The sequence below is a fragment of the Pseudoalteromonas sp. S1608 genome, assembly GCF_005887265.1.
Classification (GTDB): domain Bacteria; phylum Pseudomonadota; class Gammaproteobacteria; order Enterobacterales; family Alteromonadaceae; genus Pseudoalteromonas; species Pseudoalteromonas undina.
In genome coordinates this window covers 12376-32493 of the sequence record NZ_PNDK01000034.1, presented here as the reverse complement: position 1 = coordinate 32493, position 20118 = coordinate 12376, and the positions used below count along the sequence as shown (strand labels likewise).

Sequence of the window (20118 nt, the reverse complement as noted above, 5' to 3'; positions counted from 1 at the left end):
TAGCTGTTCAAGCTGATTAGAATCAATCGAATCAATCAGCCCGCTTATTTTTTTACGGCAATTTCCAACACTGGCGAAAACTCAGCTTTTAGCATCGATGCAATTTGCAGCTCAGAACCTGGCGATGCTTCAAGCACTTTTTTAAGGTCTGGCTTTTGTTTTTCGTCAATGGTGCGCATTACCATATTGTGTGACGCTGCAGTCATAGAGCCGCCACGCGCTACCGAGTCTACAAAGTCGCTGTGATCTTGCACTGTCATGTTAAAAGTAAAATCAGTAGCGGCGATGGTTAAAATAATTGCTTGTTTCATGGGTTAATCCTTAGGTTTGGTTAATAGTCTTTCGAGTGTGTCAAATCCGTTTTGTAGTTGGCGCTCCATGCGTTCGGTTAATTTGTCAAAATCGGTTTTAGTGGCGTAGGTTTCGGCCACATGGGTTTTATGATCGCTTAGCTCTTTGGCTGTATCTTTATTTGCTCTGTTCAGCGCCACAATAATGGGCACTAATACACTCAAAATTAACGCGGCTGTTGATATGGCAACCATTATCCACTGTGTCATTTAACTGCTCCTTGTCCTGCCGTTTTTTGCATTAGGTTCATTAATTTGTCTTTATCGTTCGAGCTTTTAGTAGCGCTTAACCAAAATGCAGCGGCGTTAGCTAGCAACACGAACAAGTTGCCAACCAAATACACTATTAGGTCACGGTTTCGCTCAATGTCGGGTCCGTAAAACAAAGCACCTAATACCGCAGAGAACAAAACAAACAGTAAGATGGTGAGCGTTGACGGCATCCAATGATCTTTATTGTTAGTTCGTGCGTTTTGGCGGTCGTTTAAATCCGCTTTGTATTCTTCAAGTGCAATTTTTTGCAGCTCAATATTAGCCTGGCGTATTTGCTCACGTTCTTCGTGTGCCCACTGTTGCAACTTAAGCGCTGCATCAGGGTTATTTTTTAACTCAGCAGCCACCGCTTCTGGCGTATTTTCTGTGCCTAATGCGCCCGCAATTTGGCTACCAATACTTACCGCTAAACCTACAGGGCCAGTTAATAAAGGAGCTACTGCGCCAGCAATACCGCCTACTGTGTTTGCAATTTTTTTCCATTCCATGATCTAGCTCCTTATAAATTAACTACGCGGTGTAACCACCCGTAGGTGTATTTTTCTTGGCTTTCATCATTGGCCGCAATATCAATAAATAAGCTAATTCGCTGGCCGCTTACTGCACCAATCAATACATTTAAGCCGTCATTTTTTCGCGCTGCAGCATAGCTATTTAACGCTTTAATGGTTCGGCTACCGGTTATGCCATCAACGATTAAATCAGGGTAAAGGCTTTGGCATTTGTTAAGCACATTTAGCGCTTTTTGAAGTGCCTTGCCTGCACTTAACACACCTGAGTTAACCGCAAAATCAAACAGCTGCACGGTCAGTGTTTCACTCAATTTGCTAACATCGCTAAGCTTTAGCGGTGTCCAGTACTGTTGCTCGTAAATTAAAAATGCAATTTGATAGGGCAAGTCGTGCATAGCACACGTAAAGCCAAAATCACGGGCAACTGCTTTGGTAATACCGTACATGGTTTCACCACCACGATCGGTTGGGTCATTTACATAACCGCCCTCACGTTCTATTAACTCGCCTATCAATCTGATTTTTAATTCGTTCATTTTGCTACTCGCTTAACGATTGGCACGGTACACAGCGCTGCACACCTTTGATGGCTTTTTGCCGCGCTTTGGGTATTGGGTCGCCGCAATCAATGCAATCCGTTGCACTGATCACGCGGCTGTTGTTAAGTCCTTTTAAGCGCTGATCGGTAAATCGTTTTTCAGCGCGTTCCTGTGCAATTACTAAGTGGTCTAGATCATCCATTTACTAACTGCCTTTTATTGCACTATGTTTTCAATTTCTTCGGCGCGTAAGTACGGCACACCGTTGATTTTTACAAAGTCGGGGTCGGTTACATCAAACGGAATTTTAAACAGGCTGGCTTGGCCACCTTTTTTGTCTATGTCTAAAATGTCGCTTAGCTTAATGCGGCAACCAAACGCCTCTACTTTTAGCTCGTCTTTGCTGGTTTTTGCATAAAACATAATGTCGAACGGTTCCATTGCGCGCCAAGCGCCTGCACTTTTTGCCGCATCTGATATAAGCGCAAAGTTACTGGCGTTAACCGATAGCTCACCGCTGGCCGCTACATCGCCATCAACAAAACCATCAGGCACGCCACTTGTTTGGCTCACGGCGCTATTGTCGGTAATAGCCAGTGATGCCGTGTCAACTTGGACCATAATGTCACCCAAGTTCACGTTAAAATTCATTCCAGATAAACGCATGGTTAGTGCTCCTAGTTGCTGCTTAAATCAAGCATGATGTTTACGGTAATTTCTTTCGGTGAGTTGTAAGGGCGAACTACCAAGTAAATAACCACCGCTTTGTTTGTGGTCCATACAATATTTACATCGCCCTCTACTGGCGGCTTAATATCACCCGGAAACTGCGTGCCTAAAATGGTGGTGCTTTTGCTCATGGCGCGCAGTGGCTTCATAAAGTACGACTTGTTTAGTTCAATGCTGTTAGGCGTTGAATTAAGCGCACGGTTTGCAACGCGGCGAATAGCTAATACCCGCACTTCTCGGCTGGCTTTATGCACTGGGCGTAAATGCTCAAGGTATTGGTAGTCACCGCCTGCGGCGTCTAGCGTTTGGGCATCGCTCCAATAAATGCCCTCAAAATCGCTGTACCACTGCGGTACGCTCATGCGTTTATTTGCTAAGGTTTCTAGTGTGGCAAGAGATAGCGGCTCGTTTTCGCTGTCAACGGGTGCCGCGCCTAGGCCTAACACACTGCCAGTGGCTACGCGCATAGGACTGTCGGCAATGCTTACGCTGCGGTCACATAATCGCCCAGCCAATACGCCTACGTTATTACCGTGTAATTGCGGTACAGGCACCACTAAGTGCGCGGCAATATCGGCTTGCAGTGCAATGGTTGCGGCTTCATAGGTTGGCCATGTTTGCGTGGCTGCATCAATACCAGGCACAGCAACCAAAGCAGATACAAAACGGCCAAGTTTGGCTTTTAGCGATTCTAAGTGATCATGAATTACGGTTATCTCTGCGCTTGCTGTTTGCTCAGCACATACCACTACCACTTCAAAGCTTTGTACTTCGTTGGCTCGGTCAATGGCATCAACAATAGTTTCAAGCTCGGCCAAAGGGTAAACCGCTGCCGTCCAGTTTTGTCCTGCGTTTAATTGCGCAGCAATAAGCTGATCGCGCAGTGGGCTATCTGCAAAGGTTTTTTCTAAGTCGGTTTTGGCGCCAATGCTAAATAATTGGCTTTCTTCATCGACTGCACCGGCACGGCCAACAAACAAGAAGTGTCGTTCAACACCTTGGATGTCACCTTGCCCTAAATTCAAATTGTTAACTTGCACTTTACCTAGTGACATGTGTTTATCCTCGTTTATTGAGTTGGTTTAATATTGTTGCCAGTTCGCGTTGTACGTTGGCCGTTGTGTCGCCTAAAAACGGTCGCGCTTTTACCGGTATTGGCCAGCTTTTACGGCTTTTTTGGCCGCGCAATTCACTTAACACTAATGTGGCTTTGCCATGGGTTAAGCTGCCTGCAATTTCTTTAATGGTGGCGCGGCGGTAGCCTTTGCCTTTTGCCCTGCGTACTTTGTAACCCTCGGCCGCTAATGCTTTGGCTTGGCTGCGGGTGCACGGCGCTTTGTAATTTGGTTTGCCATGAATACGCGCCATGCGGCTGGCGGTCATTCGTTCACTGCCGCCCTCTTGGTGCAGCGCTGCAACTTTGCCCACTACAGGTGATTTATGTTTAAGCTCTAGGCGCTTACTGGCTTTTACATAGGGCTCTAATGTTTTGCCCATGCGTTTAAGCATTTTGGTTTTTTTACCGTCGCTGCGCCCTGCAAACTTTTTACCGTTTACCGTGGTTTGTGTGCGTATGCGTTGGCGCGCAAGCTTACGCTCATAGCGGCCTAATTTTTTTAATAGCCTAATGCGTTTAGCCGGTGGTAACGCCAATAGCTGCAATTGTTGTTTAGCGCTTAATGCTTGTTTGCTATTGGGGGTGATCACTAAACTCATGATTGCCCCTTAATATTTACGTCTACGTCTTCGGCAACACTAATTGGCGCAAGCGATACGTAATAACGGGCGCCATTAAATAAAATAGGGCCGTTGTCGGCGGGTATTAGCTCTATGTCGTCAAGTAATTGCACGTCTATCAGTACGGTGGCGTTGTCTTTGCTTACTACGTCTATGTCTATTTCTGGGTCGTCTAGGGCGTATTCGTCGCGTGGCCAATCACTGTCTGTTAAAAATGCAGCAATAAGAGCAAGTAAGTTGTACGGGTTTATTTTGCGGTGCGGAAATTTTTCAATGGCTATTACGCCGGTGTGTTTCCACTTAGCAACTAAGTAACCGTCTTGGCCTTTGTCTTCACCGCTTATTATTAAGGTGCCACGTTCTTGCCAGGCATCTATGTTGTTGGTGTGAATAGCCCCTTTTAAACTGGTGTTTAAAAAGTCGGTTAGTTGCTGTAATTGGGTAATGGTTTGGCTCATAGCGTGTGCACTCCGGCGCGGCCAAGGCCAAGCAATAAACGAATGCTGCGGTTAGATTGCGCTAATATGGCATCTTGCTGATCAACGCTATCGGCTTTGTTGTTGCCTGCATCTTTTTGGTCAACCGCTGAAAAGTACCCCATTAAATCGGCATGCGAACGGGCATACACGGCGCCACGGTAAACACTTTGTTGTTTATCGTTAAAATTAGGCACACCACTAACAAGCGTAAAAGTGACGTCCGTGTCTGCTTGTTTCATGAAAAAGTTACTTAGCTGTTGTTGTACTTCTAATGCGCTGCGGTTTAATGAGTCGGCTATTACGGTTTCTTCGTAAAACTCAGGTATGCGGCGATGATCACGAAACTCGCCAGTGCTTAGTGCTGGCCAGCCGCTTTGAGCATCTATTTCAATGCTGTTTTGTGCTGTTGCTTCGTATCCAAATGACATACCACATACCTATTCAATTTGGGTTCAGTGCAGTTAGCGTCGACGCGGTTATTAACGGTCGCCCGTTAAACGCTCGGCTAGTGCACTGGAGGGTTTGGAGCTTTGGCTATTACTGAGCGTTTAACTCGGCAATGGATCTCAATCTCATGGCTATTTTGTCTCTTACTGTTTTAACTTGTGCGTGTTTATGCAGTTCGGCGGCTTTGGCTAAGTAGCCATCGGCTTGCTGTAAGCGTTGCACGTCGCCCACATGCGATGGCGATATGTCGCCGTTTTTGCTGCGCAGTAACGCAAGGCCCGCAAACTTGTAGTACTTAGCCGTAACTTGCTCAGGTAATTTCCATGTGTTCGCAACCTTGCTGAACACTTGGCCAAAATACGGCTCAATGCTGTTGCCTTTTTCTGCTTGGGTGCTTGCCCAGTCAAAAACAGTGTCGGCAATAAAACCAGGCCACTTACGGCGAATGCTGCTAGCCATGGGCTGGTTAAGCTCAATGGCTCTGAAACCAAACTCAATACCGCGAGCGAAGTTGCCAACGTCAAACAGCCAAATAGTGCAATATGCGTAAATCGGGTTGTCTTCATTTTGCGTTCCTTTTTTTGCTAAATAGTCTTCAACAATGGGTAACCACTTTGGCAATAACACATCACGTTTGTGGGCGATTTTGTCGGCGCGGGTTACATAGTTTTTTAAGCGTTTTAAGTCGTCTTCTAATTCAATGAGCTGTAAGTGCAGGCTTGGGGCGTATTGTCCTTTGCCTGTTAGGCTTACTTTTTCGAGCTGTTTTTTTGCTTGGTTTTGCTCTTTGAATTGGAGGATTCTTGCGCCGCCGACGGCTTTTTTAGCTCTTCAACCGTCTCTTTTAAGTCGCTATTAGCGGCGTTAATATCGTCGGCTTGGTAGGCTAAATCGCTGGCAGCATCGCTTGCTTTATCTGCGGCGTTTTCAATTTCACCTGCGGCATTGCTTGCGGTGTTAATGCTTTCGTTTAGCTCGTCGGTTTCATCTTCAACGGGTGAAACATCAATGTTTTCAATGTTGCCTTTTTCATCAAGGGTTACTTCAGCAACAGCGGTTTTGTCTTCACCTGGTGCGGCAGGATCAAAACCTATGATTTTCCCTTCATCGTCAAATTGAAGCTTTTCAAAAAAGCGAATGTTGTTTTCAACGTATTTATTTGCTTCAGCAATGGCGTTTTCAGTTGTCACGTTTAACAGTGTTGAAAGCAGAATTAACGCTTCTTTTTCTGGTGTAATGCTGATTTTTGCATTACCCGTTGTTTCGCCTTTATCTTTTTCAGCTAGGCGGCGTTTTTTAAAATTAGCAATGGCACTCATGGCACGGTTACCTTTTAATAATTGGAGTTAAAGCTAGGCGGTTAGGCCTAGCAATTAATGATTAAGGCGCTGGGTTAGGACCAATAACCATCGCGCTTTCGTCAATCGCGGCATAGACTTCAAACTCTTCAAGTGCGTAACCTTCGTTACGCCAGTATGAGTTCTCGTATTGCTTGCGATCCTCTTCGTCTTTTGCTTTGCGGTGCGCGGTGCCTTTTTGCGTATAAATATGCAAGTTGCTTAAAATAGTGATAGCAATGCGTTTGCCCGGGAAAAACGGCGGTGTGTAGGCGCGCATGCCACCAATGTTTTTATCCATTTGCTGGGCTGCGACTTGCTCACTTGGCTTGTCAGCTTGGTTCATCATTTGCGTTTGCGCTTCTGCAGTAAGGTCAGCACCTACCAGTACAACTAGGCGCGGGTCACTGCGTAATGATGGGTGAATAAGTGTGTTTTTAAGCTCGGTTACAATGGCGTCTAACGTTTTGTAATCGCCAGCACCTTTAGGATCAAAATAGATTGTGTCAGTCACGATTTGACCAGGCGCTTTTTCTTTAACGATTTGATGCCAGCCTTTGTTTACGTCTTCACCATTTGGGTTGGCAACTGGGTCTGTGGTCGCTTCAGCTGATACACCGTTAAAACCAACGCGCAGCATGTCGAGTGCAAAACGCAGCGTGGCATTTTGGTTAATCAGTTTCATAAACTGATTTAAGTTACCGGCATTAGCCCATGTAGATAACAGCGCCCATGTAGTTGCTGAACATGAATCGGTTTCAACCAATTCATAGGTATGCCCATCAACACCTTGCTCTGATGTAAAACGACCGCCGGCTTTTCGGCCTGTCGCAATGCCGTAGTTACCTACTTTTACAACTTGACCTTTAATTTGGTCTACTGGCATGGTGGTGATCATGCGTAGGAACTCGACCGACTCTAAAAGCGCGGCGCGCAGTTTGGTTTCCATTGGGTCTGAAATGGCAAACTTGTGTGATGCGTCTTCCACACCGAATGATTTTGCTACTTGCACCGAGTATTTTTGTAAAAACCCAGCGGCTGTTTGATTTAAGTGCATGCGTTATCTCGCTCTGTTATGCATTAATAAAGGTAAACGTGGTTATGCGTTTGTTAAACCAGGTCTACGGTTTCGCCGCCTACTGGGTCGGGCTCTTGGCCGCCTTGCTCTTGGCTAAGGGCATTAAATTTGTTTTCTATGCCGTCTACCTTTTTACTAAAGCCATCCATTTTTTCCATTAACTGGCTAAACTGCTCAGCGGTTACGCCTGCTGCGGTTTTATCGCTTTCAGGCTCGTCGTCTTTTGGCTCTTCAACTGGCGGGGTTTCTTCGGCTTTTGGCTGCTTGGCGAATTTAGTTTCAAGGTCGGTCACCTTGGCATCTAATCCGTCAAACTTGCCCATTACGGCATCAAACTGTTCTTTGTTCATGGGTTCTTCCTCGGTGAGTGGCTCTTGGGGATCAACTGACTGCTGATCGGTAGAAAATAGACTTGCCATTTGGGCAAACAAATTCATAAATTTTGATTGTTTATCGCTTGGCGTGGGGTTGTTTGGTTCGCTATTGGTGGTAATAAAGTCACTGTGTTGTAGCGTTTCGAGTTGGCTATATTCGTGATCGGCTTCATTATCACCAATAGAGAATTTTAAGCGGCTTGTGCCAGAACTGGCTGGCGAGTCGGTAACGGCAAGGCCTTGTAAGTAGCAGCGACCTTCGCTTTTGTAATCGGGGTTTGGCTCGATAGACATAAACAGCTTTTGGCCGTCTTTATTGGCAGCTAGTAGGTAGTCGTTAGCGGTAATTTTTACAAACAGGCGTAATTTACCACCTTGTTTAGCGGCTTTTACTTCGTCAACAGTACCCCAGTTTTTACCTTCGCTTGGGCCCCAACTTGAACGAAAGTGCTCAGGCCAAATAAGCGCGGTGTATTCATCAACCGAATACGATGCAGCCATTTGAGTGATCCACTCTTTTGAAATGGTGCGCCCGTCTACCGTTGCGCCTTCTGTTGCTGCTATTACCCAACCTGATTGTTTTGCCATTACTTAGCCCAGCGTTACTTAATATTTAAACGCAGCATAGCCATAAAAAAAGGCTGAATACATTGGTTAGCTTTTTGGTAATTCCTAGATTGGGGTTTTAGGAAACGTGAGGTTTTTTATGCGGTTATAAGCTTATTGTAAACCAATACACTGTGGCTAGTTATTAATTTTACGAGCGACTTATACCACGTAATGGCTTATTCACCGGAAATACGCGAAGCAGCAAAACGGCTTTATTTGCGCCACCACACCCCCGACGAAATACGCGCGGAACTGGCGTTACCAAACAACCGTGTTATTTACTATTGGGCCGATAAATACAATTGGCGCGATATGCTGCGCGAAGAAGACGTAGACGAAGCCATTGCACGGCGAATTTTAATACTCACCGATGTAAGCGATAAAACAGGTAACCAAATAAAAGAGCTCGACATGCTGATAGAAAAGCACGTTAAGCTTAAAAAACAGCGCGCCCAGCAAGAAAAAGCAGCACAGGCCGAACAACCCCACAGCACTAACCAACCCAGTAATAAAAACAATAAAGGTGGCAGCACAGACAGTAAAAAAAGCAAAGGCCGTAAGCGTAAAAATGATGTTAGCCATTTAACCGCTGAAGACTTTGGCACCTGGTACGACTCGTTATTTGGTTACCAAAAAACCATGCACGAAAACTTGCATCAGCGTATTCGTAATATTTTAAAAAGCCGCCAAATTGGGGCTACTTACTATTTTGCAGGTGAAGCGTTTAAAGATGCTGTATTAAGTGGCGACCCGCAAATATTCCTCTCTGCTAGTCGCGCACAGGCTGAGGTGTTCCGCAGTTATATAATTGCCATTGCACATGAGTTTTTTGAAATAGAGCTCACCGGTAACCCCATTACTTTGCACACTGCCCACGGTGATGCCGAATTACGGTTTTTAAGTACCAACAGCAAAACCGCGCAAAGTTACCACGGCCATGTTTATGTAGATGAATACTTTTGGATTGGTAAGTTTAACGAGCTAAACAAATTAGCCAGCGCCATGGCCACGCATAAAAAGTGGCGTAAAACGTATTTTTCAACCCCGTCGACTAAAGCGCACCCTGCTTATACATTTTGGACGGGTGATCACTGGCGCCAAGGGCGCGCCGAACGCGAAGAAATTGAGTTCCCCAGCTTTGATGAATTACGCGATAACGGCAGGCTGTGCCCCGATAAGCAATGGCGCTATGTAGTTACCATTGAAGATGCCTTGCGCGGTGGCTGTGAGTTATTCGACATTGAAGAACTGCGCGATGAATACAATGCCGATGATTTTAATAACCTGTTTATGTGCATATTTGTGGACGATGCCGACAGTATATTTAAATTCAGCGACCTTGAAAAAGCCATGGTTGATGCCACCCGCTGGCAAGATCACAAACCCAATGCTGTGCAGCCATTCGGTAACCGTGAGGTGTGGTTAGGTTACGACCCATCACGCACCCGCGATAACGCTGCACTGGTGGTGGTTGCCCCACCTGAAATAGCGGGCGAAAAATTCAGAATACTTGAAAAGCACTATTGGCGCGGGATGAACTTTTCGCACCACGTGAGCGAAATTCAAAAAATATACGCTAAGTATCGCGTTACTTATATTGGTGTAGATACCACCGGCATTGGTGCGGGGGTGTTTGACTCAATAAGCACACTTTACCCGCGTGAAGCCACCGCCATACATTACAGCGTAGGCAGTAAAACCCGATTAGTACTTAAAATGATCGACCTGATTGAAGGTGGCCGACTTGAATGGGATGCATCCCATAAAGACATTGCAATGAGCTGCCTTTCAATACGCCGCACCAGTACCGACTCGGGCGGCGCCATAACCTTTAAAGCCAGCCGCGATAACACCATAGGCCATGCAGACGTATTTTTTGCTATTAGCCACGCTGTTATTAACGAACCCCTTAACCATGCACATAAGAGAAAATCACGATGGACCATGCAGAATTAGACCAAAACGCTGAGCAGTTAACTGACCAGCCGCACGTTCAACAAAATAAACAAAATGCGCCCGTTGTGTTTGGCTTGCCTGAGCAAGTAATGCCCGACATGTGGCTAACCGATTACGACTCGCTGTTTTATAACGATATGGATAATTACTGGGAGCCGCCAGTAGACCGCCATTTATTAGCCAACTTAACACGGCGTAACGCCCAGCACGGCGGCATAGTACAAAGCCGTGCAAACATGGCCGCGAGCCGTTTTATTAATGGTGGTATGAGTGCGCAGCAAGTACAAGCGGGCTTTTTAAACCTGGTGCAATTTGGCGATGTGGCACTATTAAAAATACGTAATGGCTTTGGGCAAATTGTTAGGTTGTTTCCGCTGCCTAGTTACCGTACCCGTGTTGGCGGTGACGGTGGCGCAGTGGTGCTTGAACGTAATAGCCAAGTTAAAAAATATAAAAAGCGCGACATTATTTGGGTTCGCCAATATGACCCCGTGCAACAAGTATATGGCTTGGCCGATTACTTAGGCGGGTTACAAGCCACGTTATTAAATGAAGACGCAACGCTGTTCCGCCGTAAGTACTTTTTAAACGGCGCGCACATGGGTTTTATTATGTATGCGACTGATCCGAACTTAGACCCTGATGTTGAAGACGATATAAAAGAAAAAATACAAGACAGTAAAGGCGTGGGTAACTTCCGCTCGCTGTTTGTAAACATACCCAACGGTAAAGAAAAAGGCTTACAAATAATCCCTGTAGGTAATTTTGAAAGTAAAGACGAATTTATGAACGTTAAAAACGTATCGGCGCAAGATATATTAAACGCTCACCGTTTCCCACCGGGCTTAGCGGGGATTATTCCGGCCAACAATGCAGGACTTGGCGACCCGACTAAATACGATGCCATGTATTTTAAAAACGAGACTAAACCGCTGATTAAATTAATGAGTGATGAAGTAGCAAGGGACTCTGAAATAAGCAGTAAGTTACAGCTTAATTTTGATTTAGAGCCGAGTTCTTAGTAGCTTAACCATATAACTTGTTCTTTGATATTAAAGAACAAGTTATAGCTAAAAAGTAGCTCTATCAATTCAGAATTAGTTTAGTTTTATCTGTCAAATATTTGCTACTAACATAATAAAAAGTTGAATTGAATTTTATCATAGCCCAGCCATTTACAATTGAATACACATAGACTTCTTCACCTTTTTCTAAAGTACCAACTATATTTTTTATTGTGTATGGGTTGTCTCTTACATTCAGTTTGGATGCTGTAACTATAAACCTACCCGAAGCGTTCTCTGATTCGTTTATTTCTGAACGTGAGTAAGCTACTTTTTCTTTTCTATTAAAGCCTATTTTTTTATCGTAACTATAGCTCCCAATGCGACATGTTTTTTTCCAAGAAATACATGAATTGCCACAAGGTTGACCTTTTCTACAGTTTTTTGCTTCACTGGAGAATGTGAACAACAAGAAAAATATCAAAATTAATACTGAATTGAGTTTCATAAATATCCCTATTATTTAGACTGTTAAAATAGCTGACTTATCTTGCTATATCAAACACTAGCTAAAAGCTTGTACATACATAATAAAATTAAATGCTTATTTGTTATGCATAAAATCACTGTATATAATGACAGTGTATTTTATTAACGATTGGTGGTTATTATGGCGCGGGTTACTTGTCCAAATTGCGAAGCTAAAGCAACAATTACATCACGCGAAAAACAAAGCGCCCATGTTGTTAATTTATATTGCTCATGCACTAACACTAAAGAGTGCGGGGCTACGTTCCGTATTACCCAATCGTTTGATCACTTCTTAAACCCGCCCTGCAAAACCACTGCACAATTAGCGGCATCGCTTATTAAAAACCTACCGCGTGAAGAGCAATTAGAGTTAATTGGGCTTTAACCTTATATTTATTTAGGGTATGAAACTTAAAACAATCCATTACAAACTTAAAATAACAGCTAACAATCAATAACTTAAAAACAAAGCTCGTTTGACACTCCCAATTAAAGGAGTAAAGTAGTTCTTAGAAATGAAAAAGCCCAAGCTTAGCTTGGGCCATTTCTACAGGTAAGACTATTAATAAGCCCAGTGCCTGAATTGTCGAAGGTACAGGTTAACACTGGCTTTATTTAATGGTCAACAATTAATAAAAGTCGAGGTAATTATGAAAGTTAATTTAAATTTTACAAAATTAATTCTTGAATCTATTCGTAGTAATGAAAGTCAATTTTTTGAAGTAATGTCGATACATAATGATATTTGTAATAGTAATGAAGATGTTAAACAGCTGATTTTCCAATTACAAATATTTTTAGATGAAGGCATTATTTCAAGATATGATGGGCGAAGTGTTGCTTCTCTATATGATATTGGGATAGTTGATAATGAGATTGAACCAATTTCATTTACAGATATTCGTTTGAGGTTAACTAGCAAAGGTCAGAACTATGCTAACGCACTTCAAAATAGTGATATTTTTTCACAGCTAAAAAAGCGTATAAAAGACGCGCCAATTAACACAATTTGTAATATAGGACCAAAGTTATTGGAAAACTTCGCTAAAAAAAAGCTTGAGGAACTTCTTAAATAGCTATTTCTTAAAAATCTACCGCATCAAGAACAGTTAGATTTAATTTGGCTATAGCCTTAAATATTATCCACTAAAAAGTCCGCGTTATGCGGGCTTTTTTGGTGGTTTATATTTTGGTTTAACAACTGAGTGATATACCCAATTGCGGCGTTTAACTGTTGATTTCATGGTTCACCATAATTCACTTAATTCTTTTTCTAACTGCTGTTGTGCTAAACGTTCTTCTAACAGCTCGCGGGTTGATTTGCTACGCTGCTGGTATGGCGGGCGCGGCTCTTGGTTTTCATGATGTGATATTTTTACAGGTTCGCTTACTGGTTTGGGTGACACAACGCGCGCCTTTTTAGTGCGTGGTTTGGTTTCACCCGTGCGGGCTTTGTAAGCTTTGCGATCACAGCCACAACCTTGAACAAACCCTAAGTTATCTTTTCGTACTACGCGAGTGGTGTCGCATACGCATTTACACATAAAATGCTGCACTCCTCTATTGCGGCGGTCTTCGTTTAATACTGTCCAGTTGTTGAAAACATCACCCGCTTTAACTTTACCTGTGGCCATGGCTGTTCTCCTGTTGTTTTGGTTGGGGTCTGTTGGTTACTGCAAATACATCGGCGTTAGGTTCTTGCTGATAGCCGCTGCAAATTTCGGTGGCAAATACGCTGTTATTGGTTTTAGCACATTGGCCGTATTGGGTTTTAGGCGCGAGCTTATCGAATTTAGTAATAAACGGGCTGTGCTGATCATCTGCATACCCCTTTGGGCAAAACGCCTGGCAACTAATACATGCCTTTGGCATTGATACTTTTGAAATTTGAATAGTCATTATCTCTCCTACGCCATTAAATCCAGTGACCACCAATCGTTGTCACTGATTGCTGATGCGCTGTTGTTGTTTACTAAAATTGCTAAATCCCAATCGCCAATGATGATGAGGCCTTTTTTAGGCTCGCCATAATGGAACTCACCGAGTTCATTGCGCGTTGCACTAAGGGTTTCGCGCCCGTCTAGCTGTGCGTATTGGTAAGCTAGGTCTACTAACTGGCGGGCTTGCTGCCAGTGACTCTCTGTTACATGCCAGCTTGCCGATTTTTGGGCGAGTGTTTTTGCTCGGTATTCAATAGCGAGGTGCTTGTTGTGTTTTATTTGTGCGGTTTCGTCTAGAACATGAAGTTGACCGTTTTTAATTTGGTAAATTTGGCCGTCTCTAGCGATCTTCTTACCGCTATTTAGATCCTTTTTAACCTCTGTGATCTGTTTTTCATCACACCCCACCATATCGAGTATTAACTCGGCGCTAGAGCCCACGGCTATAGGCGTACAGTTATTACCACTAGACCAAGATAGGTCGGCTGCGCCGACGTTGGTGCTAGCCTTAGCTGCGAGTTTTTCTGCTGTACCTTTGAGTTGCCTTGTCCATTCTATAAGGCGGGTTTTTAAGCTGGTTGCATCCGTTACGTTATGCACGTTGTTAAACAAACGTGTAAGCACGGCTTTGTAATCAATGTTGGTTGCAACCCCTTTAATCCGGCGCACTACTTCGGCGTAGTCGTTGCCCATTGGGGTGTCTTCGTACATTGATTTAAAGTTAGCGGCGCGGCCAATACACATGCCGCCCTGTAGTTTTACGTAATCTTTCCAGTTGGCAGTATCTGCCGCATGGCGAATTGGCTCTATTATTTCGTCTTTTATCGGTTTGCCTTTTGGCATACGGCGAAGCTCTCGCCAAACGGTAACGCTTGGCGAACCTTGAAATTGAAACTGGCGAATATTCCACGTACTTGCCCAGGCTAAAACGGGGTTGGCTTGCTCTTGCAGGTTTTCGCCTGTGTCGGCGTCAACGTGATCGGTCAGCATGTAACCATCAATATTTTTACTAATGTATTTAGCAATGTAGGCCGCTGCACTGCCCTTGCTTTTGTCGAGCTTTACAGCGTCAAAGCGTGGGCTAAAAGTACGATAAAACTTGGTAGGCGCTTTGTGGTTTTTCGCCTTAAACTTTTTAGGTTCTCTTTTTTCAGCTTTGGCTTTTTCGGCCTCTTCTTTATTGCGTTGTATGGCTACTTCGTTGGCTTTCTTTTTAGCAAAGCCCCAATCACTGCGCTTTTGTTTATACAGCTTGAATAAATGGGTTTTCTCATTATGAGCACGATATTTAACACACGCCTCAACCGTTTTTATGTGCGTGCCGTGGGTGTTTATATCTACAAATTTGTTGAATACTTTGGCGCGGGTAAGCTCGGGGCCATAACGATCGTAAAGCTCGTTTTTGTCTTCTTGGATAAAGTACCAACGCAAAATTGCGTTGATTTCTTGAAGCTTGTTTTTTGGCATGAATAGCATCATGTGCCAGTGCGGGCACCCGTCGGCGTGCGGTTCAACTACTCGCACACCAAAATACTTAAGTTCACGGCGGTTTAACTTTGAACGCGCCCTTGCCCATGTGGTAGTTAAATAGTTTTGTGCATCTTTAGGGGTTGAACCGTCCCATGTACTTGCATTGGCATGAAAACGCGCAGGGCATGTAATGGTGTAAAACATGGCAACATAGCCCATTTCGTCGGCTAGTTCTTCAGTTTCACGTATTCGTAGCATTAATTCATTACGGCGATTAGCTGGGTTTGCCATGCCACTTTTTACGGCTTCAATTAAGCTAATTACATCGCCGTCGCTGCTTTGTAGTTCCATCATTTCGAGGAACTGGCGGCCACTGGCTTGGGCAAAGCTAAATTCTCGTTGTGCTTGCTTTGATGAATACGGGCTAATACCACGGCGTTTAGGTTTTTGGCTTTTTTTGTCGTAGTAAAGGTCTTTACCCACTTGGCCGGTGGCAATTTCTAGTAATTCTAAAAACTGTTTACGTAGGGTTTTTAACTGGCGAGCCCACCATTTTTCGCATTGCAGTTTAAGTAAAGCGATTTCAAAACAGGCTTGCGGTAAGTCGTCTTCGCGCATGTCGTAAAATGGTACGTTTACGCCAAATTGTTTGGCATACCCTGCAACCCCTTCGTAGGTAAGGCGTACTATTTTTTCATACGGGAAATGCTGGTTTTGTTCGCTTACATCAAGTGCTTTTTCAAGGCATTCTAATGCAAGGGTGCCTGCATGCTTTTTGGTTTTTTCAACACTACTTAGAATATGCCATGGCAATGGCATATTGTGAGTAATACTGAGTAGCACACCAAAACGGGGTTTTAAACGCGCAATAGTACGGCGTATCCATGTATTAGCGCGGAACTGGCTCCCCGCTTTTTTTTCGGTGTAACGATCAATGTATTTACGGGCCATGCGACTTTGCAGCGACACAGGCACCTTTTCCAAGTTGCTAGCAAGGTAATTAAAGTCGTCAATATCAGTAATAGACGAAATTAAGCCCTTAGCTATGCTTGATAGGTTAAGGGCGTCAAGGTCGAGCGGGGTTGGGTTAGCCACGGCGTTACAGCTCTATTTCCATTGGCTCGCCACCAATTTGTACGGCATTTAATGCAATGCTCATTTGGCTGTAAACTTGCTCAAAATTAACATCATCATCAGCAATCAGTTTTACTATGGGTAGTAAATCAGTCAACGTGTCTTCGCACTGCATTAGCATGTGTACGGTGCTACGTTTGTTTAAAAGGCGGATTGTAAAATTAGCTTGCTCAATTGCGTGTAAAACAATATTGAGTATTAACTGTTTTTTAGATAGATCTTGGTCTTTGATAGGGTTCATTTTTAGTATTCCTTTGGTGTTGTTTCTGGGTGTTATTTCACAACACCAAGTGCTGAGAATATTTTGCGGAACTCGTCGGTTCTAGGGCCAAGGTAAGTAATAAAACAGCCTTTTGGTGCGCCTTTTTTTACATTGCCTTGAGGATCATTGAAATGTGTACGGCCATCAATAAAGCAGCTTAAACCTGCGTTTAATAACTTTTGGCACCATGCTTCTGAGCTATTAACAAAGGTGATGTTCATTGCTTCTTTAAAGTGACCTAGTGCAAATTGCTCTAAGTAGTAGTCAATCCAATCGCCGTTGCTTGCTATGTTTTCTGTTATGCAGTGGCCGCGATACTTATGGTAGCTCGGGTCGTTACAGACTTTTTTAACGCACTTTGGTTTGCAGGCCAGTTCACCTTTATTAAATGGGTGATTTAACCAAACTGTTTCGCCTATCCAATTTTGTGTTAATGCATCATCTTCTTTAGTGAAGTAATGCGCCGCTTTTACTGACTTATTAGCAATGGCATTACTTGCAGGATCTAAATCAATAACGGGAAACATTTGGTGCACATACTGCAAAACTTTAGTTGGCGTGTAGAACTCAACATTGCCACTGTCTTGATTGATTAGTTGATCGGGAGTCATGGCCGTTCCTTAGTGTGAACTAACGGTTAAGTGTGAATAGTCTGTGTTGGCATGTTCGCGCGGGGCGTTTTTCACAAATTTAGCCGGTGCCATGGCGTTGGCGTCAACGAATGCTTTAACTACTTCTTGCAATTGCAAAATGGCTTTGTGAATTTTTAGGCGGGTGTCGGCGCTAAAATTGGCAAAGCCTTTTTCAAGGTCATGGCGCTTTAAGCCCGCAGCAAAACATACAATAGTGCGCTCTTGCTCGCTTAATACTTGGGTGTAAACGTACTCTGGCGTGTGGCGTTCACTACTCATAAGCGCTTTTATTTCAGCAAGCCCTTTTGGTATGTGGCGCCCTTCTACTGCTTTTAATGGTGCAGGTTGTGCGTTTTCGGTTTGTTTAACTAATGCATTTGCCATGGTTTGCTCCTAGTTTGCTTGATGTTGGCCGTAAAACTCGTGAAACTTTTCAGCGCCAAGGCGCATCCATTCTTCTATGTCTTCTTCAACCCATACCACACGGCCGCTTGATGCCTTGTGCGATTTAGGGAACTGGCCGCGCTCTATTAAGCGGTAGATTGTTGAACGGTGAATACCACACTTTTCGGCCACATCCGCTGGGCGTAAGTAGCGGTCGTTAATGGTTATAACTTCGCCGCGTAAATTACGACGGTAGTGATCGGCTACGTTGGATTGGCTCATGCTGCATCTTCCTTGTTTGTTTTTTGGTGATCGGCCAGTAAATCGTTTACCGATACTTCGCCGTTGGTTAGTTCTGAAATACGGGGGATGTATTTCGCTGGGGCTTGGCAATGGCGGTTAATCCAGTACCAAATAATGTTTTGCTTTGTGCTTAACAGCTTGGCGGCTTTTGTTTGGCCACCAATTATTTCTATTGCTTTTGCTACGGCGCTCATATTTCCTCCAAGCAGTATTTATCAATTAAACCGATAATAGACATCAGTTAAACCGATGTCAATATCGATTTAACTGATTAGACAAAATAAAATAAAAAGCAGATAATCGGTTTTTATCACTTTAAGCGATTTTTAATATTAGGAATTTACAAATGGATTTAGGTAAAAGAGTAGAAAAAAGACGTATTCAGTTAGGGATGACACAAGCGCAATTAGGTCTAATAGCAGGCTTAGCTCAAAACTCTATTCACAATATTGAATCTGGCGAAACAAAACGCCCTCGCAAAATAGATGCACTCGCGGAAGCTCTAAACTGTACCCCAGAATATTTGCTGTTTGGGATTGGTGAAACTCAAGCTGATAAGAAAAGCGCTAACAATAATGTTTCACCAGGACCAACAATTAAAGCCACCGCCCCACTAATTAGCTGGGTACAAGCAGGTAGTTGGTCTGAAATAACTGAGATTAAAGCTTATGATGCAGAACGCTTTATGTGTCCTGTTAATTGCAGTGATCTTACGTTTGTATTAAAAGTGCAAGGTATTAGCATGGAGCCAAAGTTTGATGAGGGTGATTTAATTTTTGTAGACCCAGAAGCCGAATGCATCCACGGTTCCTATGTAGTAGCCCGCCTAGACGACGACAACCAAGCCACGTTCAAACAGCTAATTATCGAAGGTGGCCACAAATTCTTAAAAGCCGCCAACCCCAACTGGCCTGAACAACTAATACCAATTAATGGTAATTGTACTTTGGTTGGAAAAGTCATATTTACAGGTAAGTCACTTTAGTTTTACTGAATAAAGGGCTTTTGCACAATGTTTAAGTTTTAATGCGGTTTTATGATGTCTTATGCGTTCTTATACAGTCTATCGAGTTCTATTTTGTTGTAAGCCCTATAGCCAGCTGTTATACTTTGCTCATTAATTGACGCGCTCGTCACTTTACAGAACAAACAATAACGGAACTTAAAATGTCAAACAACAACGGCAACAGCCCTGTTAGCGAACGCACATTTGGTACATTTGAAAAAGTGCTTGGTGGTGCTTTAGCGTTGCTTTTTGCTCTTTCTGCTTTTGTGTGGAATAGCCACATGCGCGATTTTGAAAAGCTGGACGGTAAGTTAGACAAGTTAATTTTAGCCGTGAATACGATTCAAAACACGATGGCTACAAAAGATGATTTATTAAAATTATCTGACCGTGTTACGCAAGTAGAAAAAGAAGTCGCTAAAATTGACTACCGTGTAGAACATATTGAAAAGAAAACGCCCTGATATTTATGGGTTAAGAAAAAGGCCGCTAATTTAGCGGCCTTTTTTATATTCTACTCATTAATACTGCTTTTTTCTCTACAAATTCTTGCTCGCTTAAAATACCCAACTCTTTTAATTCTCCTAGTTTTTTAAGCTGCTCGTATACGTCTTCTTTTGGTTCTGCGCTTTTTTCAGTGGCTATAGGTTTTACTGCTGCGCTTCCTGAGCTTTCTTGTGCTTTTTCAATTTCTGATACTAGTTTTTCATTATCTTCTTTATTAAAGCTTTTAAACTCTATTTCATTACCTGAGCTGTAAATAAATATTGTGTGTTTCATCAATGCTGATTGGCGTTCTAATGAGTTTATATTTTTTAATGGTATTGATTCTATAACTTCACCCATTATTCCTTTTCGGTAAAAAATCACTCGCTCTGGTGTTACAAGTAAAACCCCATTGTGTTGGGTGTCACTTCCTTTGCCCATTGCATTGCCAATATAGCCTTCGCTCCATGCAATAATTCTTTCATTTTGTTTTAGGTGTAACTCTTTAAATTTAACTATGTGTTTTGGTTCTTTAGCCATGCCTTA

30 protein-coding genes are annotated in these 20118 nt (G+C 43.4%); 6 read left to right on the top strand and 24 right to left on the bottom strand.

From position 1 onward, the window contains the following. Positions 1 to 44: 44 nt before the first annotated feature. From CWB75_RS14200 to CWB75_RS14135, 14 genes are all read right to left on the bottom strand, one after another. Positions 45 to 311, bottom strand: a complete 267-nt coding sequence (locus CWB75_RS14200; protein ID WP_138571007.1) for a putative phage tail assembly chaperone — start codon at positions 309 to 311, stop codon at positions 45 to 47. 3 nt (positions 312 to 314) lie between these two features. Continuing rightward, on the bottom strand, positions 315 to 560 hold the full coding sequence (locus CWB75_RS14195; RefSeq protein WP_138571006.1) for a hypothetical protein: 246 nt from the start codon (positions 558 to 560) through the stop codon (positions 315 to 317). After that, positions 557 to 1111: a hypothetical protein gene (locus CWB75_RS14190; RefSeq protein ID WP_138571005.1), complete on the bottom strand. Its 555-nt coding sequence runs from the start codon at positions 1109 to 1111 to the stop codon at positions 557 to 559. The genes CWB75_RS14195 and CWB75_RS14190 overlap by 4 nt, the downstream gene beginning before the upstream one ends. A gap of 11 nt (positions 1112 to 1122) precedes the next feature. After that, positions 1123 to 1671 (bottom strand): glycoside hydrolase family 108 protein, encoded by a 549-nt coding sequence (locus CWB75_RS14185; RefSeq protein ID WP_138571004.1) that lies wholly within the window; start codon positions 1669 to 1671, stop codon positions 1123 to 1125. Positions 1672 to 1675: 4 nt separating this feature from the next. Next, positions 1676 to 1876 (bottom strand): TraR/DksA C4-type zinc finger protein, encoded by a 201-nt coding sequence (locus CWB75_RS14180; protein ID WP_024602995.1) that lies wholly within the window; start codon positions 1874 to 1876, stop codon positions 1676 to 1678. A 14-nt stretch (positions 1877 to 1890) separates the two neighbouring features. Continuing rightward, positions 1891 to 2340, bottom strand: a complete 450-nt coding sequence (locus tag CWB75_RS14175; RefSeq protein WP_024601300.1) for a phage protein — start codon at positions 2338 to 2340, stop codon at positions 1891 to 1893. Positions 2341 to 2351: 11 nt separating this feature from the next. Continuing rightward, positions 2352 to 3458: a DUF2586 domain-containing protein gene (locus CWB75_RS14170; RefSeq protein WP_138571003.1), complete on the bottom strand. Its 1107-nt coding sequence runs from the start codon at positions 3456 to 3458 to the stop codon at positions 2352 to 2354. A gap of 4 nt (positions 3459 to 3462) precedes the next feature. Then, positions 3463 to 4119, bottom strand: coding sequence for a phage virion morphogenesis family protein (locus tag CWB75_RS14165; RefSeq protein ID WP_138571002.1), 657 nt, complete (start codon positions 4117 to 4119; stop codon positions 3463 to 3465). After that, complete coding sequence (locus tag CWB75_RS14160) at positions 4116 to 4598, bottom strand: phage tail protein (RefSeq protein ID WP_138571001.1); 483 nt, start codon at positions 4596 to 4598, stop codon at positions 4116 to 4118. Before CWB75_RS14160 ends, CWB75_RS14165 begins: the two co-directional genes overlap by 4 nt. Then, entirely contained in the window at positions 4595 to 5047 is a 453-nt protein-coding gene (locus CWB75_RS14155; RefSeq protein WP_138571000.1) for a head completion/stabilization protein, read from the bottom strand. Before CWB75_RS14155 ends, CWB75_RS14160 begins: the two co-directional genes overlap by 4 nt. 109 nt (positions 5048 to 5156) lie before the next feature. Next, positions 5157 to 5768 carry a phage terminase small subunit gene (gpM, locus tag CWB75_RS14150; RefSeq protein WP_138570999.1) on the bottom strand — a complete coding sequence of 204 codons (612 nt, stop codon included), beginning with the start codon at positions 5766 to 5768 and terminating at the stop codon, positions 5157 to 5159. 47 nt (positions 5769 to 5815) lie between these two features. Continuing rightward, the gene (locus CWB75_RS14145; protein WP_138570998.1) at positions 5816 to 6385 is read right to left on the bottom strand and encodes a hypothetical protein; all 570 of its coding nucleotides are present in this window, start codon (positions 6383 to 6385) and stop codon (positions 5816 to 5818) included. Between the two features lie 61 nt (positions 6386 to 6446). Then, a complete protein-coding gene (locus tag CWB75_RS14140) occupies positions 6447 to 7460 on the bottom strand; it encodes a phage major capsid protein, P2 family (RefSeq protein ID WP_138570997.1) in 1014 nt (337 codons plus the stop codon). A gap of 53 nt (positions 7461 to 7513) precedes the next feature. Then, positions 7514 to 8443 carry a GPO family capsid scaffolding protein gene (locus CWB75_RS14135; RefSeq protein ID WP_138570996.1) on the bottom strand — a complete coding sequence of 310 codons (930 nt, stop codon included), beginning with the start codon at positions 8441 to 8443 and terminating at the stop codon, positions 7514 to 7516. Between the two features lie 192 nt (positions 8444 to 8635). On the opposite strand from CWB75_RS14135, the gene CWB75_RS14130 reads away from it, so the two are divergent. Together CWB75_RS14130 and CWB75_RS14125 are read left to right on the top strand one after the other, a co-directional pair. Continuing rightward, positions 8636 to 10420: a terminase large subunit domain-containing protein gene (locus tag CWB75_RS14130; RefSeq protein ID WP_138570995.1), complete on the top strand. Its 1785-nt coding sequence runs from the start codon at positions 8636 to 8638 to the stop codon at positions 10418 to 10420. After that, positions 10402 to 11442: a phage portal protein gene (locus tag CWB75_RS14125; protein ID WP_138570994.1), complete on the top strand. Its 1041-nt coding sequence runs from the start codon at positions 10402 to 10404 to the stop codon at positions 11440 to 11442. Before CWB75_RS14130 ends, CWB75_RS14125 begins: the two co-directional genes overlap by 19 nt. Before the next feature lie 64 nt (positions 11443 to 11506). Here the strand turns inward: CWB75_RS14125 and CWB75_RS14120 are convergent, their stop codons facing one another. Further along, positions 11507 to 11932 (bottom strand): SH3 domain-containing protein, encoded by a 426-nt coding sequence (locus CWB75_RS14120; protein WP_138570993.1) that lies wholly within the window; start codon positions 11930 to 11932, stop codon positions 11507 to 11509. Between the two features lie 162 nt (positions 11933 to 12094). Between CWB75_RS14120 and CWB75_RS14115 the strand changes: the two genes are divergently transcribed. Beyond that, entirely contained in the window at positions 12095 to 12340 is a 246-nt protein-coding gene (locus tag CWB75_RS14115) for an ogr/Delta-like zinc finger family protein (protein WP_009838248.1), read from the top strand. Between the two features lie 265 nt (positions 12341 to 12605). Further along, positions 12606 to 13031, top strand: a complete 426-nt coding sequence (locus tag CWB75_RS14110; RefSeq protein WP_138570992.1) for a hypothetical protein — start codon at positions 12606 to 12608, stop codon at positions 13029 to 13031. A gap of 171 nt (positions 13032 to 13202) precedes the next feature. Here CWB75_RS14110 and CWB75_RS14105 read toward each other — a convergent pair whose 3' ends face one another. From CWB75_RS14105 to CWB75_RS14070, 8 genes are read right to left on the bottom strand one after another with little or no spacing between them, the layout of a single operon-like run. Next, the gene (locus CWB75_RS14105) at positions 13203 to 13589 is read right to left on the bottom strand and encodes a hypothetical protein (RefSeq protein ID WP_138570991.1); all 387 of its coding nucleotides are present in this window, start codon (positions 13587 to 13589) and stop codon (positions 13203 to 13205) included. Next, positions 13576 to 13854, bottom strand: coding sequence for a hypothetical protein (locus CWB75_RS14100; RefSeq protein WP_138570990.1), 279 nt, complete (start codon positions 13852 to 13854; stop codon positions 13576 to 13578). The genes CWB75_RS14105 and CWB75_RS14100 overlap by 14 nt, the downstream gene beginning before the upstream one ends. A gap of 8 nt (positions 13855 to 13862) precedes the next feature. Further along, positions 13863 to 16460: a replication endonuclease gene (locus tag CWB75_RS14095; protein ID WP_138570989.1), complete on the bottom strand. Its 2598-nt coding sequence runs from the start codon at positions 16458 to 16460 to the stop codon at positions 13863 to 13865. Between the two features lie 4 nt (positions 16461 to 16464). Then, positions 16465 to 16740, bottom strand: coding sequence for a hypothetical protein (locus CWB75_RS14090; RefSeq protein ID WP_138570988.1), 276 nt, complete (start codon positions 16738 to 16740; stop codon positions 16465 to 16467). 32 nt (positions 16741 to 16772) lie between these two features. Beyond that, positions 16773 to 17372, bottom strand: a complete 600-nt coding sequence (locus CWB75_RS14085; protein WP_138570987.1) for a DNA N-6-adenine-methyltransferase — start codon at positions 17370 to 17372, stop codon at positions 16773 to 16775. 9 nt (positions 17373 to 17381) lie between these two features. Continuing rightward, a complete protein-coding gene (locus CWB75_RS14080; protein ID WP_138570986.1) occupies positions 17382 to 17777 on the bottom strand; it encodes a hypothetical protein in 396 nt (131 codons plus the stop codon). A 9-nt stretch (positions 17778 to 17786) separates the two neighbouring features. Then, complete coding sequence (locus CWB75_RS14075; RefSeq protein WP_138570985.1) at positions 17787 to 18059, bottom strand: helix-turn-helix transcriptional regulator; 273 nt, start codon at positions 18057 to 18059, stop codon at positions 17787 to 17789. Continuing rightward, positions 18056 to 18274 carry a YdaS family helix-turn-helix protein gene (locus tag CWB75_RS14070; protein WP_138570984.1) on the bottom strand — a complete coding sequence of 73 codons (219 nt, stop codon included), beginning with the start codon at positions 18272 to 18274 and terminating at the stop codon, positions 18056 to 18058. The genes CWB75_RS14075 and CWB75_RS14070 overlap by 4 nt, the downstream gene beginning before the upstream one ends. Positions 18275 to 18426: 152 nt before the next feature. Between CWB75_RS14070 and CWB75_RS14065 the strand changes: the two genes are divergently transcribed. Next, positions 18427 to 19065 carry a LexA family protein gene (locus CWB75_RS14065; RefSeq protein WP_138570983.1) on the top strand — a complete coding sequence of 213 codons (639 nt, stop codon included), beginning with the start codon at positions 18427 to 18429 and terminating at the stop codon, positions 19063 to 19065. A gap of 182 nt (positions 19066 to 19247) precedes the next feature. After that, positions 19248 to 19550, top strand: coding sequence for a hypothetical protein (locus tag CWB75_RS14060; protein ID WP_138570982.1), 303 nt, complete (start codon positions 19248 to 19250; stop codon positions 19548 to 19550). A 43-nt stretch (positions 19551 to 19593) separates the two neighbouring features. On the opposite strand, the gene CWB75_RS14055 is transcribed toward CWB75_RS14060, so the two are convergent. Continuing rightward, positions 19594 to 20112: a PH domain-containing protein gene (locus CWB75_RS14055; RefSeq protein WP_138570981.1), complete on the bottom strand. Its 519-nt coding sequence runs from the start codon at positions 20110 to 20112 to the stop codon at positions 19594 to 19596. Positions 20113 to 20118: the final 6 nt, after the last annotated feature.

What these genes read in the sequence shown, in the direction of transcription:
- CWB75_RS14200 (WP_138571007.1), bottom strand. Translation starts at nt 311, where the DNA reads ATGAAACAAGCAATTATTTTAACCATCGCCGCTACTGATTTTACTTTT.
- CWB75_RS14195 (WP_138571006.1), bottom strand. Translation starts at nt 560, where the DNA reads ATGACACAGTGGATAATGGTTGCCATATCAACAGCCGCGTTAATTTTG.
- CWB75_RS14190 (WP_138571005.1), bottom strand. Translation starts at nt 1,111, where the DNA reads ATGGAATGGAAAAAAATTGCAAACACAGTAGGCGGTATTGCTGGCGCA.
- CWB75_RS14185 (WP_138571004.1), bottom strand. Translation starts at nt 1,671, where the DNA reads ATGAACGAATTAAAAATCAGATTGATAGGCGAGTTAATAGAACGTGAG.
- CWB75_RS14180 (WP_024602995.1), bottom strand. Translation starts at nt 1,876, where the DNA reads ATGGATGATCTAGACCACTTAGTAATTGCACAGGAACGCGCTGAAAAA.
- CWB75_RS14175 (WP_024601300.1), bottom strand. Translation starts at nt 2,340, where the DNA reads ATGCGTTTATCTGGAATGAATTTTAACGTGAACTTGGGTGACATTATG.
- CWB75_RS14170 (WP_138571003.1), bottom strand. Translation starts at nt 3,458, where the DNA reads ATGTCACTAGGTAAAGTGCAAGTTAACAATTTGAATTTAGGGCAAGGT.
- CWB75_RS14165 (WP_138571002.1), bottom strand. Translation starts at nt 4,119, where the DNA reads ATGAGTTTAGTGATCACCCCCAATAGCAAACAAGCATTAAGCGCTAAA.
- CWB75_RS14160 (WP_138571001.1), bottom strand. Translation starts at nt 4,598, where the DNA reads ATGAGCCAAACCATTACCCAATTACAGCAACTAACCGACTTTTTAAAC.
- CWB75_RS14155 (WP_138571000.1), bottom strand. Translation starts at nt 5,047, where the DNA reads ATGTCATTTGGATACGAAGCAACAGCACAAAACAGCATTGAAATAGAT.
- CWB75_RS14145 (WP_138570998.1), bottom strand. Translation starts at nt 6,385, where the DNA reads ATGAGTGCCATTGCTAATTTTAAAAAACGCCGCCTAGCTGAAAAAGAT.
- CWB75_RS14140 (WP_138570997.1), bottom strand. Translation starts at nt 7,460, where the DNA reads ATGCACTTAAATCAAACAGCCGCTGGGTTTTTACAAAAATACTCGGTG.
- CWB75_RS14135 (WP_138570996.1), bottom strand. Translation starts at nt 8,443, where the DNA reads ATGGCAAAACAATCAGGTTGGGTAATAGCAGCAACAGAAGGCGCAACG.
- CWB75_RS14130 (WP_138570995.1), top strand. Translation starts at nt 8,636, where the DNA reads ATGGCTTATTCACCGGAAATACGCGAAGCAGCAAAACGGCTTTATTTG.
- CWB75_RS14125 (WP_138570994.1), top strand. Translation starts at nt 10,402, where the DNA reads ATGGACCATGCAGAATTAGACCAAAACGCTGAGCAGTTAACTGACCAG.
- CWB75_RS14120 (WP_138570993.1), bottom strand. Translation starts at nt 11,932, where the DNA reads ATGAAACTCAATTCAGTATTAATTTTGATATTTTTCTTGTTGTTCACA.
- CWB75_RS14115 (WP_009838248.1), top strand. Translation starts at nt 12,095, where the DNA reads ATGGCGCGGGTTACTTGTCCAAATTGCGAAGCTAAAGCAACAATTACA.
- CWB75_RS14110 (WP_138570992.1), top strand. Translation starts at nt 12,606, where the DNA reads ATGAAAGTTAATTTAAATTTTACAAAATTAATTCTTGAATCTATTCGT.
- CWB75_RS14105 (WP_138570991.1), bottom strand. Translation starts at nt 13,589, where the DNA reads ATGGCCACAGGTAAAGTTAAAGCGGGTGATGTTTTCAACAACTGGACA.
- CWB75_RS14100 (WP_138570990.1), bottom strand. Translation starts at nt 13,854, where the DNA reads ATGACTATTCAAATTTCAAAAGTATCAATGCCAAAGGCATGTATTAGT.
- CWB75_RS14090 (WP_138570988.1), bottom strand. Translation starts at nt 16,740, where the DNA reads ATGAACCCTATCAAAGACCAAGATCTATCTAAAAAACAGTTAATACTC.
- CWB75_RS14085 (WP_138570987.1), bottom strand. Translation starts at nt 17,372, where the DNA reads ATGACTCCCGATCAACTAATCAATCAAGACAGTGGCAATGTTGAGTTC.
- CWB75_RS14080 (WP_138570986.1), bottom strand. Translation starts at nt 17,777, where the DNA reads ATGGCAAATGCATTAGTTAAACAAACCGAAAACGCACAACCTGCACCA.
- CWB75_RS14075 (WP_138570985.1), bottom strand. Translation starts at nt 18,059, where the DNA reads ATGAGCCAATCCAACGTAGCCGATCACTACCGTCGTAATTTACGCGGC.
- CWB75_RS14070 (WP_138570984.1), bottom strand. Translation starts at nt 18,274, where the DNA reads ATGAGCGCCGTAGCAAAAGCAATAGAAATAATTGGTGGCCAAACAAAA.
- CWB75_RS14065 (WP_138570983.1), top strand. Translation starts at nt 18,427, where the DNA reads ATGGATTTAGGTAAAAGAGTAGAAAAAAGACGTATTCAGTTAGGGATG.
- CWB75_RS14060 (WP_138570982.1), top strand. Translation starts at nt 19,248, where the DNA reads ATGTCAAACAACAACGGCAACAGCCCTGTTAGCGAACGCACATTTGGT.
- CWB75_RS14055 (WP_138570981.1), bottom strand. Translation starts at nt 20,112, where the DNA reads ATGGCTAAAGAACCAAAACACATAGTTAAATTTAAAGAGTTACACCTA.